Annotated in this window: 13 protein-coding genes and 1 pseudogene; 7 read left to right on the forward strand and 7 right to left on the reverse strand. The window is 62.0% G+C overall.

Annotated features, from left to right (window positions below):
• Positions 1 to 101 precede the first annotated feature (101 nt).
• Positions 102 to 890, reverse strand: coding sequence for a sterol desaturase family protein (locus VFL62_RS07100; protein ID WP_325171671.1), 789 nt, complete (start codon positions 888 to 890; stop codon positions 102 to 104).
• Positions 891 to 1003: 113 nt separating this feature from the next.
• Between VFL62_RS07100 and VFL62_RS07105 the strand changes: the two genes are divergently transcribed.
• Entirely contained in the window at positions 1004 to 1321 is a 318-nt protein-coding gene (locus VFL62_RS07105) for a DUF6166 domain-containing protein (RefSeq protein WP_325171659.1), read from the forward strand.
• Between the two features lie 34 nt (positions 1322 to 1355).
• On the forward strand, positions 1356 to 2465 hold the full coding sequence (locus VFL62_RS07110; protein WP_325171660.1) for a Zn-dependent alcohol dehydrogenase: 1110 nt from the start codon (positions 1356 to 1358) through the stop codon (positions 2463 to 2465).
• On the opposite strand, the gene VFL62_RS07115 is transcribed toward VFL62_RS07110, so the two are convergent.
• The 4 genes from VFL62_RS07115 to VFL62_RS07130 all read right to left on the reverse strand — a co-directional run bounded on the left by VFL62_RS07115 (position 2466) and on the right by VFL62_RS07130 (position 7519).
• Positions 2466 to 3230 carry a GntR family transcriptional regulator gene (locus VFL62_RS07115; protein ID WP_325171661.1) on the reverse strand — a complete coding sequence of 255 codons (765 nt, stop codon included), beginning with the start codon at positions 3228 to 3230 and terminating at the stop codon, positions 2466 to 2468.
• 245 nt (positions 3231 to 3475) lie between these two features.
• On the reverse strand, positions 3476 to 4885 hold the full coding sequence (locus tag VFL62_RS07120) for an MFS transporter (RefSeq protein WP_325171662.1): 1410 nt from the start codon (positions 4883 to 4885) through the stop codon (positions 3476 to 3478).
• Positions 4886 to 5028: 143 nt separating this feature from the next.
• A complete protein-coding gene (locus tag VFL62_RS07125) occupies positions 5029 to 6468 on the reverse strand; it encodes an amidohydrolase family protein (protein ID WP_325171663.1) in 1440 nt (479 codons plus the stop codon).
• A gap of 16 nt (positions 6469 to 6484) precedes the next feature.
• Positions 6485 to 7519, reverse strand: a complete 1035-nt coding sequence (locus VFL62_RS07130) for an ABC transporter substrate-binding protein (protein WP_325171664.1) — start codon at positions 7517 to 7519, stop codon at positions 6485 to 6487.
• A gap of 205 nt (positions 7520 to 7724) precedes the next feature.
• Between VFL62_RS07130 and VFL62_RS07135 the strand changes: the two genes are divergently transcribed.
• The 4 genes from VFL62_RS07135 to VFL62_RS07150 all read left to right on the forward strand — a co-directional run bounded on the left by VFL62_RS07135 (position 7725) and on the right by VFL62_RS07150 (position 12005).
• The gene (locus VFL62_RS07135) at positions 7725 to 8111 is read left to right on the forward strand and encodes a RidA family protein (protein WP_325171665.1); all 387 of its coding nucleotides are present in this window, start codon (positions 7725 to 7727) and stop codon (positions 8109 to 8111) included.
• Between the two features lie 437 nt (positions 8112 to 8548).
• Positions 8549 to 9379 carry an IclR family transcriptional regulator gene (locus tag VFL62_RS07140; RefSeq protein WP_325171666.1) on the forward strand — a complete coding sequence of 277 codons (831 nt, stop codon included), beginning with the start codon at positions 8549 to 8551 and terminating at the stop codon, positions 9377 to 9379.
• Between the two features lie 23 nt (positions 9380 to 9402).
• Positions 9403 to 10569: a zinc-dependent alcohol dehydrogenase gene (locus tag VFL62_RS07145; RefSeq protein ID WP_325171667.1), complete on the forward strand. Its 1167-nt coding sequence runs from the start codon at positions 9403 to 9405 to the stop codon at positions 10567 to 10569.
• Between the two features lie 77 nt (positions 10570 to 10646).
• A complete protein-coding gene (locus VFL62_RS07150; protein WP_325171668.1) occupies positions 10647 to 12005 on the forward strand; it encodes a cation:dicarboxylate symporter family transporter in 1359 nt (452 codons plus the stop codon).
• Between the two features lie 177 nt (positions 12006 to 12182).
• Here VFL62_RS07150 and VFL62_RS07155 read toward each other — a convergent pair whose 3' ends face one another.
• Both VFL62_RS07155 and VFL62_RS07160 read right to left on the reverse strand, forming a co-directional pair.
• The gene (locus tag VFL62_RS07155; protein WP_325171669.1) at positions 12183 to 12821 is read right to left on the reverse strand and encodes a hypothetical protein; all 639 of its coding nucleotides are present in this window, start codon (positions 12819 to 12821) and stop codon (positions 12183 to 12185) included.
• Positions 12822 to 12840: 19 nt separating this feature from the next.
• Complete coding sequence (locus tag VFL62_RS07160) at positions 12841 to 14334, reverse strand: di-heme oxidoredictase family protein (RefSeq protein WP_325171670.1); 1494 nt, start codon at positions 14332 to 14334, stop codon at positions 12841 to 12843.
• Between the two features lie 933 nt (positions 14335 to 15267).
• Here VFL62_RS07160 and VFL62_RS07165 point away from each other — a divergent pair.
• Positions 15268 to 15519, forward strand: a pseudogene (locus tag VFL62_RS07165) (LuxR family transcriptional regulator); the annotation flags it as partial.

Consider the following 15519-nt stretch of genomic DNA (forward strand, 5'->3'; position numbering starts at 1 on the left):
AAAGGAGCTCTAGCAACTATTGGTTTCTAGTGCGGCATTGAATTGGAAGTTCCTATGACGAGAATTTCGGCAACCCTGATAGGAACTTCAAATTCGCCGCACTAGGCCGGAATCGAATGGATCGAAATCTCGATCTTCGGCGTGCGCGAGGTCTTGCGCATGTCGCGCTTGATGAACCGCGTGTCATAGCCGTTGAAGACGTGACCGAGCAGGCCGCGGTCAAGGTCCGAGGTCCCGAACAACCAGTCCATGATCGGGAAGGTCAGGTTCATGTTGCGCTCCATCATGATCGACTGATCGTGATGGGCGGTGTGGTGACGGCGGATCGTATTCACGAACGGCACGTTGCGCACGAACCAGTTTTCGTCGACATGGCAGCAGAAATGCATGAATTCGTAGATCAGATACATCGAGGTCGTGGTGGAAATCAGCAGCCATCCGACGTTCGGCGAGATGATCCAGCCTGCAGCGATCGCCAGCGGGATCGACATCAGCGTGAAGGTCGCCAGCGCGTAAGGCGGGAAGAACGTCACGCGCCAATCGTGATGATCGGCAAAGCGCATCTCCTTCTCGGTGAAGAACTGGTGATGCATCAGCGTGTGCCGGTTATAGATGGCGCGGAATGCTTTCACCTGCGAAGGACGGTGCATCACGTAGCGGTGAATCCACCACTCGAAGAAATTGGCGCCGAGGAAGGTCACCGGGACGATCAGAAGTTCCCAGGCGCGCACGTCGTGCAGGTTCGCCAGATAGATGTAGAGCGCCGTGAACCCGATCACGTAGATGATGAAGACATGCAGCCAGCCATTGTACCATCCGGCGACGCGCTCGCGGTAGGTTTCGCGGTAGCGGCGTTGACGGTCGGACATGGGGGTCGAGGTGAGTTCCATGGCGGTCCTGATCCTCTCGAAAATCGACAATGACAGCGGATTTGCCATCTGATATATCACTCATCTATCAAAGCCGCAAGCGCGAGGGCGAGCCGGCCGGGGAGGGACTGTGCATGAAGAATTTCGTCGGCGATCGCACCATCGACGGCATCAAGGTCACGGTTGACGGCCGCCCGCTCGATCAACGGCTTGATCTGCATCGCTACACCGTCAATGGCTTCGAATGGAGTTATGAGGGGCCGGAACCGCGCCAGCTTGCGCTCGCGATCCTGGCCGAGCATTTGGGCGATCCCGCCAAGGCGAAGGCGCTGGTCGAGCCATTCATGAAGGCTGTCGTCGCCAATTTTGGCAACGAGTGGGAGATGACATCGGCCGATATCGATGCCGCACTCGCTGCGATCGGTGGCGGCTCGCTTCGCGCCGCATCCTGACGTCATCGATACGAACTTCGGAATCGGAGCTCTAGTGGCACTCACCTACAAGGCCGCCGTCCTTCACGCGCCGAAGTCACCCCTTGTCATCGAGACCGTTGAGGCAGCCGATCTTGCTCCCGGCGACGTCTTGGTCCGGATCAAGGCGGCAGGGCTTTGCCATACCGATCTCGAGGTGATCGACGGCTCCTTGCGCAATCCGATGCCGATCGTCCTCGGCCATGAGGCGGCGGGTGTCGTCGAACAGGTCGGACGGGAGGCGCAGGGCGCCAAAGTCGGCGAGCACGTCGTGCTGTCGTGGAATCCGCATTGCGGGCATTGCTTCTACTGCGACCGCGATCTGCCGATCCTGTGTGAGAGCTATCTGAGCCAGGCCCCGCTTGCGGTGCAGTTCGATGGCGCGAGCCGCGCGCGTCTCTCCGACGGGCGCGAGCTGAAACACCTGATGTATCTCGGTGCGCTCGGCGAATACTGCATCGTACCGGCGCAACAGGCGATCGCCGTGCCGAAGGAATTGCCGTTCGATCAGGCCTGCCTGATCGGTTGCGGCGTGATAACCGGGGTTGGCGCCGCGCTGAACATCGCCTCGATCCACTACGGCGATGTCGTGATGGTGATCGGCTGTGGCGCGGTGGGGCTCGCCGCCGTGCAGGGTGCGCGGATGGCCGGCGCGGAGACGGTGGTGGCGGTCGATCTGGCGGAAGACAAACTGCGGCTCGCTCGAAAGCTCGGCGCAACGCATGCGGTCAATGCGGCCAACGAGGATGCGGTCGAGGCGGTGCGACGGCTGACCGGCGGCCGCGGCGCCGACGTGGTGCTGGAAGCCGCCGGCAGCCCGCGCGCGTTCCGGCTCACCAGCGAAGCGGTTCGGCCGGGCGGCGAAGTGATCTGGCTCGGCAAGACCGACGTGAACGAAGACGTCGCGTTTCGCTGGGGCTCTTTGATGCAGGAAAAGCGGATTCGCCGTTCCAGCTATGGCGGCGCACGTCCGTTGCGGGACTTTCCGATGCTGGCGCGCGCAGCGCTCGACGGCCGCCTGAACCTCCGCGACCTCATCACCGCGCGCATTTCGCTCGAACAGGTCAATGAAGGCTTTGCGGCGCTCAAGCGCGGCGAAGCGATCCGCAGCGTGGTGATGTTCTAATCACGCCTCGATGGTCTTGCGGGTAAAGCTCTCGATGTAGTCGAGCAGGCGGTCGGAGGCCTTGCCGGCGGCGTCCGGGTTGCGCCTCGCGATCGCTTCCGCGACTTCGGCATGCAGCCGCGCCGAGAGCGGCAGGTCGCCGGATTCGCGATAGTGCTGGTACCAGAAGCGGCGCGACAGCCCGTGCATCAGGCCCATCGCGCGCGAGGCGAATTCGTTGCGCGCGGCCTGGCTGATCAGTTCGTTAAACTGACGATCGAGCCGCATGAATGTCATGTCGTCGCTCTCGTCGGAGGCGCGCCGCATGTCACGGGCGATCGTGGCGAACAGGGCGCTCTCCTCCGGCGTGGCGCGTTCCGCCGCGCCTTTCGCCATTAGACGTTCCAGCTCGCGGCGGACTTCCAGCAGCCGCATCTGGGTCTTCAGATTGATCTGGGAGACCAGAATGCCCCGGCGCGGCAGGATCACGACGAGGCCGTCGCGCGCGAGCCGCTGCAAGGCTTCCCGGATCGGCGTTCGTCCGATCCCGAGCTTTGCCGCCAGTGATTGTTCCGAGAGAATGGTTTCCGGCGGCAATGCCAAAGTGACGATCAATTCCTCAATCAGCCGGTAGGCGCGGTCGGTGAGGGTCTCGGCATCTTCCGTTTCGTGATTGGAATCGGAGGTTGGCGTTGCCTTCGAAGCTGCCTTCAAAGCCTTGGGCGGCTCTTTCGGCGCAGCCAGCTTGGGCGCGCGTGTTCGTCCGGCTGGTCTCTGCACGGCCATTTGATTCCGATTCTCCCTCGCACTAGCGGTCCGATTCTAACATTCGCACCCCTTCTCAGCAGGCGCTTTTGCGAATGTTAGAATCAAAGGACCACTGGCAAATATAAGTATCTAGTGGAGTTCAGGAGTTGACATTCGCCTTACGAGTTTGCGGCCAGGCGAGGGGCGAATGTCAAATCCACTCCACTAGTTAAGAGGGATATTTCACCGGCGGCCACAAGGTCAATCCATGCGGCCGCCGCGTTCTACTGGTGCGAGATGCTCTCCAGCGTGCGTCCCTTGGTCTCTTCGCCGAGCACCAGCACGACCAGGGCTGCGAGCGTGAACGCGCCGGCGCCGAGCGCGAAAACGCCCGATTGCCCGGCGGCAGGCAGGATGAAGCCGATCAGCGACGGCCCGATCAGCGAGCCGATCCGCCCGACCGCCGAGGCAAAGCCGGTGCCGGTCGCCCGCACATGGGTGGGGTAGAGCTCGGGCGTATAGGCATAGAGTGCCGACCACATGCCGAAGGAGCAGAACTGCATGCACAGCCCGGCGATGATCAGTTGCGTCTGGTCGGTGGCGCCGCCGTAGAAGTAGCAGGAGATCGCCGCGCCCAAGAGCGTCGCGATCAACGTCGCCTTGCGCCCCGAGGCTTCGATCATCCAGGCTGCAGTCAGGAAGCCTGGAATGCCGGCGAGCGAAATCAGGATCGTGTAGTAGACCGATTTCGTCACCGGAAAGCCCTTGGCCTGCAGCAGTGCGCCGAGCCAGGTGGTGAGCCCATAGAAGCCGAGCAGCGCGAAGAACCACAGGCACCACAGCATCACGGTGCGGCGGCTATAGCCGGGCGAAAACAGTGTCGCCAGTCCTTGCGTCACGCGCACCTCGATCTTTTCGGGAGCGGGCGCGGGCAGCGTCGCGCCGTTAAGGCGCTCCGACACTTTGGCTTCGATCTCTGACATCACGCGTTCGGCGCCGGCGGCGTCGCCATGGCTTGCAAGCCAGCGCGGCGATTCCGGCACATAGCGGCGCACGATCAGCACGAAGATGGCAGGGATGCCCTGCAGGATGAACACCCAGTGCCAGTCGGCGACCGACAGCACGGCGAAAGCGAGCAAGCCAGAGGCGATGAAGCCGAGCGGCCAGAAGCCCTCGAGCAGCGCGATATATCTGCCGCGCTGTCCGGCCGGAATGATTTCCGACACCATCGATTGGGCGACCGGGAATTCCATGCCCATGCCGAAGCCGAGCAGCACGCGCGCTGCCGCCAGCGTCTGCACCGTCGGCGACAGGCCGCAGAGAATGCTGCCGAGGCCCCAGAAGATCATGCTGACCTGAAACACCCGCGTGCGGCCGAAACGATCGGCGAGCAGGCCCGCGGATCCTGCGCCGAGAAACATGCCGAGAAAGCTCATGCTGGAGAGCAGGCCGGCCTCGGAGGTCGAAAGCCCAAAGCTCTGACGGATCGGGCCGAGCACGAACGTCAGTGCGCCCAAATCCATGCTGTCGAAGAACCAGGCGGTGGCGATGATGGCAAACAGCCCGCGCTGATAGGACGTCAGCGGCAACCGCTCCAGCCGCGCCGCAATGGCAGTGGTTTGCGCGGCGCCGGCGGCGCCGGCCGCTGCCGAACTCGATAATTCGATCGAGCCGCCGGTTGTCAAAGTGCTCATCAACCCCTCCCTGAATATGATTTTTGTATATGTCTGACATATTAGTGACATTTCTACAAGCGGGCGCGGCCGGCGCTTCCCACGGGGGCAGGCTTATCCAGCGTTCAGAGTTCCGCGATGTCAGGTGGCTTGCAGCGCACGTCTCAGGTGCAGCTGAACTGGCGCTCCATCTGCGCGGCGACGGCGCGGTCGAGCTGCGGCAGCGCCGCCGCAAGCTGCGCCATCGCCGGCTGGCCCTCGCGCATGCGCAGCAGCACTTCGCGCCGCGCGGCTTCGAGGTCGATGCCGAGCACGCGGCCCTCGCGCACCACCGTGCGTCCGGCGACGATGAGTTCGGAAATGTGCCGCGCATTCGCTCGCGCAAATACGATGTCGACCGGATCGAGGTCGTCGCGCAGATGATCGTCATCGAGCGCGTCGTAGTCGAGCAGCAAGAGGTCGGCCGGCGCGCCAGCTTCGATGATGCCGCCCTCGGGCGAATTCGTCACCGACAGCCGGCCGGTTTGGGCCGCGACCGCCAGCATGTCGCTTTCACTGACCTTTGGCGTGAAACCTGAACCGAGATGCAACAGATGGGTGAGACGAAGCTCGCGCAGCATGTCGTCGTCGTCATCGAGCGCGCCGCCGTCGATGCCCATCGCGACGCGGCAACCGCAGCCGAGCATCCTGGCGGCGGGCGCGATGCCCGAACGCAGACGCAGGTTCGAGCTTGAATTGGTCGAGATGGTGACGCCGCGTGCGGCGAGCAGTTCAAGTTCGTCCGGCCGCGTCCAGACGCAATGCGCCAGCGTCAGCCGCGGTGAGAGCAGCCCGATCGAATCCAGGAATTTGACGACGTCGCCGCCATAGAGCTGATCGAGATAGCCGCGCTGATAGCGGGTCTCCAGGAGATGCATGTGGATGCGCCGGCCGGACAGCGCGGAGGCTTCCGCGATCGCCTCGAGCAGCGCATTGCTGCACCACTGCACGCCATTCGGACCATATTGCACGTTGAAGGTCGGACCCTCGGCCGCCGCGGCGACATCGTCGACCAGCTTGAGGTAGTCCGTTGGCGCCAGCGGCGGACGAACGAAGCGGCTCGTGATTTCATCGCGTGCCGCTTTCGGCAGCGCCTCGAGCAACGGTTCGGGCGGTCCATAGCCGATCGGGTTGCGGTCCTTCATCGAGACCGCAAAGCCGACGCGAACCCCGACGTCTCGCGCGGCTCGCGCCACTTCCGCGACTTCCGTTGGCAAATCCGTAAAGCCTTGCGCGCGCGTGTAGTGCATCATGACGATACCGGCGCCGCCAAGCGCGCTGTTGCCGAGCGAGACCGCGGCGGCGAGATAGGGATCGACCGCCGGAAACATCGCCATGTATTGCAGCCAGGTCTCCAGCGGCTTGCCGCCGGCGCCGATCGAACTGGTGCGCACCGCACGGCCATGATCGTGCGCATTGACCAGCGCGGGCATGGCGAGAAGGCGCGGCTTCGATGTTCCAGCGCCGGGACGAAGCGCGCTGATGCGTTCGCCGTCGATTTCGATCGTGTGGTGGTTCGCAACGCTGTTGCCGGTGAGCACATGGGTGCAGTCGATCTGGCGCATCGCGAGCGTTCCGCTTTTAGTGAATGGCCGGGGGCAACCGCTCGGCTTTGAGCGGCAGAAAACTCCGATCGAAAACCTGCGCCGCGTCCGGCTGTTTCGCAAGGTCGAAGGCGGAGGCGACGATCGCGATCGACGATTTCAGCCGTTCGTCGTTCACATCGCCAAGTCCGAGCTGCCGCGCTTCCGGCGTATCGATCAGCGAGCCGTAGACATAGCCCAGGCGTCGCAGCTCGATGTCCTTCTTCAACAGCGGCTCTTCGGTCGCAAGCAGGTCGATGGCGGCTTGTGGATCGGCGATGGTCTCGCGGATGGCGCGGTTGATCGCCCGCAGCAGGCCCTTGACGGCCTCCGGCTTTTCCTGCGCTAGCTTTGGCGAGACCATGATGCCGTTCGAATAGAGATCGATGCCGTGATCGGAATAGAAGAACCAGCGGAAATCCTTGTCCGGATCGAGCTTGAGCGACACCAGGTTCATGTAGCTGGTCGCGCTGAACACGGCGATGCAATCGACCTGGCCTTGCAGCAACATCTGCTCCTGGAGGTTCGGCGCCACCTGCGTGATGGTGAGGCCCGCCGGATCGATCCCATTGTTCTTGGCAAGCACCGGCAACAATTTGAGCGCCGCTGCGCCGGCAGGCGCGCCGATCCTTGTTGCCGGCAGATCCTTTAGCGACGTTAGCGGCCCACCGGCCTTGGTGAGCAGGGCAAACGGCGCCTTGCTGTAGATCATGTAGACCATGCGAGGGGTTTCCGCCGGTCGCGTTGCGGCGTTCTGGATGATCGCGTTGATGTCACCGAAGCCGGCATCGTAAGCGCCGGACAGGATACGTGTCACGGTCGCGGCCGAGCCTTCGCCCTGATCGATGGTGACATCGAGATTTTCGGCCTTGAAGTAGCCCTTGGCCTTCGCCCAGTAAAACCAGGCATGAATGCCCTGGATTTTCCAGTCGAGCGTGAACTTGATCCTGGTCACGGGCGCCTCGGCGCGGGTCGGCGCCGCAACCGAACTCAACATCAGGGCCGTGGCGGCCATCCTCAGCCAACTGCTCATTTCTCGCGCTCTCCGGGGATAAACCATCAATCAAGTATCCCATCGCAGGGCATTGGCGTGACTAAATTATCGGCAGCCAGCGCCCGATTTGGTGCACGGCTGGCCGCTACCTATGCCGGCAAATCGTGGCTTGGGTGCCCGTGCCGCCTTGTGCAAGAACATCGTCGATTGTCTGATCGACCCCGCATTAGGGGAGGTGAGCGCCGTGAAATTTCACATGATTCCAGACGGCCCGAAGCCGGTGGCGCCATTCAGCCACGCCGTCGAGACCGACGGCTTTGTGTTCGTCACGGGGCAGATGCCCGATCGCCCGGGGACGCCGGGCGTGTTGCCCGACGGCATCGTCGCCCAGACCCATGCGGTGATGGCCAATCTGAAACGCGTGCTTGCGGGTCTTGGTCTCGGTCTTGAGCATGTCGTGATGACGCGCGTCTACATCACGCGCTTCAAGGAAGACTACGCCGCGATGAACGAGACCTATCGCAGCTATTTTCCCGCCGACCGCTTGCCGGCGCGCACCTGCGTCGGCGTCACCGGTCTTGCCTACGATGCGCTGATCGAGATCGATCTCGTGTGCAAGCGGCCGGATTGATCGGACCAAGGACCGCCTATTGCTCGATTGCCGAAGTGAATGCGATCCTGTCCGACGAAAGCAAGGTCGTGACCGCGAAGGGCGGCTTGCGCGTCGCATTCTGACGCGCGGCGCTCTTCCCGCTTCATTCTCCGATAGCATCGGAGATCGAGTTGCTCCTGCCGTTCTTGCGCCCAGGGCGAGCTTGATCGCCCTTGCACAGGGCTCGAATGGATGAACGCCGGCACGGCATTACCTCGCTGAGGCGGACGGCGGTGTCGAATGCAAAGTCGACTATAATAAAGAGACGTTCGTCATAGATTTTCATATAATGAAATTGATCGTCGCGATGTGAAAATTAATGTTGCCATCAGCCGTCAGTTCGGGCCCTATTGCGGAAAATAACTGCCGGGGGAGGGCCCATGGCGTCCGAAAGTGCAAACGAAAGGCGAGGCGTGATGCCCGCCCGCCCGCCGATCGGAAGAGATCACGGCGGCATCCAGGCGCTGGATCGCGCCTTCCTCATTCTCGACGTGATGGCAGATGCGGGCGGCGAAGCCAAGCTGACCGAAATCGCAGCGACCGCTGGGTTGAACGTTTCGACCTGCCATCACCTGATCTCGACCCTGCACAATTGGGGTTATGTCGCCCGCGGCGCCAACAGCCGCAGCTACATTCTGGGATCGCGGATACTTCACCTCAGCGCCGCCTGTCTGCGGCAGGTGGATTTGCCGCGGCGCGCGCAAGCCTTTCTCGACCGCCTCAACGATCAGACCAAGGAAGCGGTCCAGCTTGCGATCATGCAGGACACCAATCTGGTGCACGTGCTGCGCCGGGAGTCACGTCATCCGGTCCGTGTCGATGCCGGCCTCGGCGTCTATTCGAGCGCGGCGCATGCGACCGCAACCGGCAAGGCCATCCTGGCCTGGTTGCCGCCGAATGAACTCGACCGCATCGTCGCCGACAAGGGCCTGACTGCCTTCACCCCGCACACCATCACCGATATCGAAGCGCTGAAAGAAGAGATGCGGCTGACGCGCCGCCGCGGCTATGCGCTCGACCGCGAAGAGTTCCGTCCCGGCGTCATTTGCCTCGGCGCCGCCATTCGCGATCATGCCGGTGCGGTGGTCGGCTCGATCAGCGTGTCGTCGCCGGCGTTTCGCGCCACCGACGACTATATCGACCAGCTCAGGGCGCACCTGGTTGCCGCGGCCGACGAATTGTCGTCCGAGCTTGGCGCCCCCGGCGCCATCCTGCGGACGTCAGCCAAGACGATGGCGGCAGAATAACGAGAACATCTGGGAGTGAATTCATGTCCAAGGCCGATCACGTCAAGACCTCGCCCGATTTTCCGATTCCGGAAATGATGCGGGCCTGGGTGCTCGGCGATCCCGACCAGCTGACGCTGACCAAAAAGCCGGTGCCGATGCCCAAGCGCGCCGAGGTTCTCGTCCGCATCGATGCAGTGGCGATCTGCGCGACCGATCTCGAAATCATCCATCACGGGCCGCCGGCGATGATCCAAGGAGGCCTGCCGTTCAACAAGAATTTCACGCCGGGCCACGAATATATGGGCACCGTCGTCGCGCTCGGGCAGGGGGTCGACGAATACAGGATCGGCCAGCGCGTCACCGTCGAGATCCACGCCGGATGCGGCCAGTGCAAGCGTTGTCGCGAGGGCATGTACACGGCCTGTCACAATTACGGCCTGAACTATGGCGATGTCGACAAGGGGCACCGCGCCAACGGCTTTACGACCGACGGCGGCTTTGCCGAATACGCCGTCAACAACATCAACACGCTGGTGCCGATTTCCGACGAGATGTCGGACGAGGAGGCGACGCTGGTGGTCACGGCGGGCACGGCAATGTATGGCCTGACCGAACTCGGCGGCCTCGTCGCGGGCGAGAGCGTGGTGGTGACCGGTCCCGGCCCGATCGGCTTGCTCGGCGTCGCGGTGGCCAAGGCGCTCGGCGCCCATCCGGTGATCCTGACCGGCACGCGCGACAACCGCCTTCAGATCGGCAAGGAACTGGGGGCCGATTACGTCATCAACGCCAAGAAGGAAGACCCGGTCGCGGCCGTGCGCAAGCTCAACGGCGGCAAGGGCGTCGATTATGTCGTCGAATGCTCCGGCGCGCCGGAAGCCGTCAACGAAGCCGCACGCATGGTCAACCGCGGCGGCCGGATCTGTCTCGCGGCCTTTCCGGGCAAGCCCGCCGAGGTCGACATCGCGCATATCGTGCGTAACAACATCTACGTCTACGGCATCCGCGGCGAAGGCAAAAGCGCGACCCATCGCGCCGAGGCGTTTATGGCGCAGAAGCGCTTCGATGCGACCAAGGTGCACACGCACACCTTTGCGCTGGAAGATCTGCCGACCGCGCTGAAATACGCCCGCGAGCGCATCGAGGATGCGATCAAGGTCGTGGTCAAGACTCACGGCCACGCCGCGCTCAATCGCGTCGCCGCGGAATAGCGCGGCGGGTTAGCGCCAGCGGGAAGCTAAGGCTTGCCGGCCCGGATCGGCTCGCGGCGGCCACGCGGAGGAAATCGATGACCGCATTCGAGATCGACCGTCCGCCGTCCGAGCTGGCGTCGCCTCGCGCCCCCGGAGCGGCCACATCGAACCTACCTTTTTACCGCAAGCTCTATGTCCAAGTGCTGATCGCGGTCGCGCTCGGCGCGGCGCTCGGTTACGTCGCACCCGCCTTCTCGGTCGGTCTCAAGCCGTTCGGCGATGCCTTCGTGAAGGCGATCAAGGTCGTGGTCGGGCCGATCATCTTCACCACGATTGCGCTCGGCATCGCGAAAATGCGCGACATTCGCCACGTCGCCAATGTCGGTGTCAAGGCGCTGATCTATTTCGAGGTGGCTTCGACTTTGGCGCTGGTCGTCGGAATGGTGGTCGGTAACGTCTGGAAAATCGGAACCGGGCTCAATGCCGATCCGGCCGCGTTCGACCCCAAAGCGGTCGAGGCCTACACCAAGGTCGCCAAAGACGCGGGCCTGACCGAGTTCTTTCTGAACATCATTCCGAATTCCTTTGTCGAGCCCTTCGTCAAAGGCGACATCTTGCCGGTGCTTTTCGTGGCGCTCTTGCTCGGGCTTGGCCTCAGCCTCGTGCAGGATCGCAGCAAGCCGGTCGTGCTGTTCATGGAATCGGCGGCGGCAGCGCTGTTCGGCATGGTGCGGATCATCATGTATTTCGCGCCGGTCGCCGCCTTCTGCGCCATGGCCTTCACGGTCGGAAAATACGGTCTGCGCACCTTGCTCGACCTCGGCCAGCTCGTTGCCGCGGTCTACATCGTCAGCATCCTGTTCGTGCTGATCGTGCTCGGTGCCTTCCTGCGGCTGTCCGGTTTCGGCATCGGCCGCGTCCTGAACTATTTCAAGGACGAGATCCTGTTCGTGTTCGCCGCGACCTCGGCGGAGACCATGATGCCGCGCTCGATGCAGAAGCTCGAGACGCTTGGCGTGTCCAAGGAAGTCGTGGGCCTGGTGATGCCGGGCGGCTTCTCGCTGAACATGGACGGTACCGCGATCTACATGACGATGTCGGTCTTGTTCCTGGCGCATGCTTTCAACGTCCAACTGACGATCTGGCATCAGTTGAGCGTGCTGTTCGTGATGCTGTTCACGTCCAAGGGCGCCGCTGGCGTCACCGGCGGCGGGTTCATCGCGCTTGCTGCTACGCTTCCGGTGGTCGATGCGGTGCCGGTCGCCGGCATTGCGCTCTTGTTGGGGGCCGACCGTTTCATGGCGCAGATGCGCGCCGCGACCAATCTGACATCCAACATCATTGCGACGCTGGTGGTGGGACGCTGGGTCGGTGGCATCGACGTGCCGGCCGCGGATGCCGAACTGAAGGCCGGCTTTACCGAAACGGTCGAGCCGCCGTCATCGGTTCACTAGTACGACGAATTTGAAGTTCCTACGGTTCGCCGCGAGTCCATCGTAGGAACTTCAAATTCAAAGCCGCACTAGCATCAATAAGTTGCTAGAGCTCCTTTGATTCCGAAGTTCGTAAACTTGGGCGCGCAGTATGATACGAACTTCGGAATCGGAGCTCTAGTTGAGGCCGCCATCCACTCATCGTTTGCGGTGCCGCGCCGGAGGTTCGGCGTCGGACGTCGGAGCCGCTTCAGGTGTCGAGGCGGTCTGAGGTTGAGGCAACTCAAGCACCGCACCGCGGCGAGGGCCTTCGAACTCCACTTTTCCGGCCATGATCGAGCGCAAGGACCAGCCTTTGTAGTCGTCGCCGGCCTTGAGCCGCGTCGTTTCGCTGGTTGCTTCTTCTCGAAAGATCGCGATCTGATGCGACGGACTGACGATCGTTCCGAGGAGCGCAAGCGGAGGGCGGTCCGGTTCGCGCGGCGCGGCGACCGGCTTGGGTGGAGGTGGCGGCGGCGCCAGCAACATCTGGGGCGGCGCGGGTGGGCGGCGTGACGGCGAAAAGATCGGGCGATCACGAGTCGCCGACAGAGCGTCGAGCCGAACTGCCCATAGCGGGTTGGCGGGAAGCACAACGCCATCGCTTTGTCCCACAACCGGCCTGCCTCCTCCCGGCTCTCGGAAAGATGGGACCATCAAGCCATACGACACCGGCTCGTCCGCTGACGCGGCGTCAACGCCTGCGGCCGCAGAGAGGGCTGCAAACGCAAAAATCAACGCGATCTTGTCAATCCGCATATCGGTACTAAGGCTTCGAGGCCCGATGCGCGGAAACACATCGGGCCCCTCGCTTCGATTAGAGCGAGCGCAGGAAATCCAGAACGGCTTGCTTATCCGCCTTCGACCGGCTGTTGAATGCGTCGATGACCGCATTCGCCTCCGAACCATTCGATGCATGCGCCGCGATGGCCACGAGCAAATCATTGGTCCGGCCATCGTGCAGGAAGAATATCCGCTGGCCGACGCCCCAAAGCGGCGTGGTGCGGAACTCGCGTGGGCCGGCCTGACCCTGGCTGACGCCGTCAGCAAGACCCGTACCCATGTCGTGCAGCAGGATGTCGGAGTATAGATTCACCGGCCGGTCCTGCAGCACCGCGCTGTTCATGACCGGTGCCGTTTGCATTGTCGGCGTGTGGCAGAGCGCGCAGCCGATGTCACTGAACACCTGCTTGCCCCGGATTGCGCTTCGGCTCGGATATGGTTCAGGCCGCGGCCCGTCGGTAAACCGCATCATGACCTGGAATTCCATCCAGTCCGCCAGGATGTGGAGCGGATTGTGGAAGGACTGGTTGATCCGGTCGTTGTTCTCGGTGCGCGTCACGTCATTTGGTTCCGGCTTGTTCGCGCCGTTGCAGTTCGGGTCTTCCTCGGTCGCAGTTGGGAACAGCTCGTTGGTGATGCCCATTTCGACGTTGTAAGCCTCACCGGCAAACATCGTGATGGATTTGTTCTGCGCCTTCCAGCCAAAGCGGGTGATGGTGCCGTCGTTGCCGCTGCGATTGGGACGTCCGGCGATACCGAGTGCGGCGCGCGCCGACGCCGTTGCAGCCTGATGGCTCAAGATCTCGCGGTCCTGGATCGATTCGATCAAGCCAAGGCCGAGCATCTGCAACGGAATCCTGAAGGCGACGTTGTGCTGTCGCACTTGCTTCTCGAAGTCCGGCTGGACAAGGCTGCACGACGAGATGGTCTGGTCGCCCTGAATGCCTCTGACCGTCCAGAGCTGATGCACGCCGCCGTCAGGGATCGGATTTCCGTTGGTGTCGTGAATGAAGTCGCCGTTGGCGTCCACCTTGTGGATGAACCGAACCTCGCGGATCGGTCCGTATTGCAGCTCAAAGCTCGGTACAACGTTCTGCTTGCCGAAACGATGCGGGATCAAATTGAATTGCGGATTTTCTGGTGGCCGCGCCGGCAGACCCTGCGCGACTTGAACCGGATTCGGAACCAGGAATCCGCCTGATCCGCCGAATGTCGGTTGGGCATGACAGGCAAAGCACTGATCCGCATTGTGGCGCGCACCCAACCCGTTTGAGTTGGTCGTGAACTGCGGAAAAATCGGATCGGCTTCCCTCAATCCATTGTTCGGGTTTCTGATCGCAGGGGAGCCATCTGTTACCATCGCGCAGTTATCGCAGGTCGATTCCAGCTGGCCAGCGCGAAGAATGCCCTCATAGAACAAGGCCTTCTCGTTATCGGTAATGGCGGCTTCGGAGGGGCTTGGGCCGATCAGCGGCGGAGGCGGTATTTTCTTTCCCTGCGCCTGCAGGCCGCCACCGGTATTTTGCAAACCGCCTCGTACGCCCGGATCGGTCTGGGCATAACTTGTAGTTGTAGCGATGCAGGCGGCCGAAAGGGTTGCAATACAAGCAATTAGACGGAGGAGACGATATGTCACTGCAATGCTCCTGTTTTCTAAATGAATTTCACTCCTTTGGTACCGCGCTGAAATCCGCCGAACGTAAAATTATTAGACTAAAGTCGCGCAACAAATTTCAGAACGCGAAGCGACGGCTCGTTGCAAGGTCCGGTCGGTTCTCGTCTGGCGCGAGCAGTCGTGCTGCGGCGTGCGCGCAACGCGCCCGTTGAATGCGACGTAAAGCCACGACGTTGCTCCCCTACCGCGCGGACGTGAGAAATCGTTACTCCCGCCGGAGCTGCTCCCTCGGACAAGCGTCTACGATTTTCGACGGCGCCGCGCCTCCTCCAATTGGATGAGAGAGCCAAAATTGTTGTTGCTCTTGAACCAATGGCACGCCGTCTTCGTCTTTGCCTGGCAAACGCGCGGAGAGAATTGTGACAGGCAGCTGCGTGTATACTTCGAATAGGCGTTAGCAAACAAACAGTGCGCATGCGATCGGCATGCGCGATGCGGGCTCGACAATCTCGAATTGAACAGACGTCAACTGAGCATCGAGAACTCCGATTTTGCCTTTTGACCCGAAGCAATTAGCTTCGGCTGGAGACGCTGGCAGCTCTCCACGAATGCCTGCCTATCCGGGCGCCCGGACACAAAGTTGCACGACGGCGAAAATTTGGTGTTGCGAACGCACAAGAAGTGCGTCAGCTTCGATAGAGCCTGCATAATTCGCTATTTTTTGTCTATTGTCCCTTGGAAAACGAACATCTTTCCACGCTGATAGGTAGCTTTTACGACGCCGCCCTTGACCCAGGTCGGTGGAGAGAAGCGCTCGAAAGCGCCCGCTCATTTGTTGGCGGTCAAGTGGCCACCATCCATTGGCACGATTCGGTCCGACCAGTGGGAAACTTCTTTTCTCAGGTCGGCATCTCTCCTGAATGGGAGCGGAGCTATTTCGAAACCTACCTGCCGCTGAATCCGCTACAACCGTTTCAGGTATTTTGTCCTGTCGAAGAGGTGCATGCGGGCTCTGAATTCATGTCCTTCGACGAATTCAGCAGGACGAGGTTCTATTGCGAATGGGCAGCTCCCCAAGGTCTTGTCGACGCGGCGTTT

The sequence above is a fragment of the Bradyrhizobium sp. genome, assembly GCF_035701725.1.
Taxonomy (GTDB): Bacteria; Pseudomonadota; Alphaproteobacteria; order Rhizobiales; family Xanthobacteraceae; genus Bradyrhizobium.

Coding starts and splice junctions, on each gene's coding strand:
- VFL62_RS07130 (WP_325171664.1), bottom strand. CDS start 7,519: ATGAGCAGTTGGCTGAGGATGGCCGCCACGGCCCTGATGTTGAGTTCG.
- VFL62_RS07145 (WP_325171667.1), top strand. CDS start 9,403: ATGTCCAAGGCCGATCACGTCAAGACCTCGCCCGATTTTCCGATTCCG.
- VFL62_RS07105 (WP_325171659.1), top strand. CDS start 1,004: ATGAAGAATTTCGTCGGCGATCGCACCATCGACGGCATCAAGGTCACG.
- VFL62_RS07150 (WP_325171668.1), top strand. CDS start 10,647: ATGACCGCATTCGAGATCGACCGTCCGCCGTCCGAGCTGGCGTCGCCT.
- VFL62_RS07120 (WP_325171662.1), bottom strand. CDS start 4,885: ATGAGCACTTTGACAACCGGCGGCTCGATCGAATTATCGAGTTCGGCA.
- VFL62_RS07115 (WP_325171661.1), bottom strand. CDS start 3,230: ATGGCCGTGCAGAGACCAGCCGGACGAACACGCGCGCCCAAGCTGGCT.
- VFL62_RS07100 (WP_325171671.1), bottom strand. CDS start 890: ATGGAACTCACCTCGACCCCCATGTCCGACCGTCAACGCCGCTACCGC.
- VFL62_RS07125 (WP_325171663.1), bottom strand. CDS start 6,468: ATGCGCCAGATCGACTGCACCCATGTGCTCACCGGCAACAGCGTTGCG.
- VFL62_RS07140 (WP_325171666.1), top strand. CDS start 8,549: ATGCCCGCCCGCCCGCCGATCGGAAGAGATCACGGCGGCATCCAGGCG.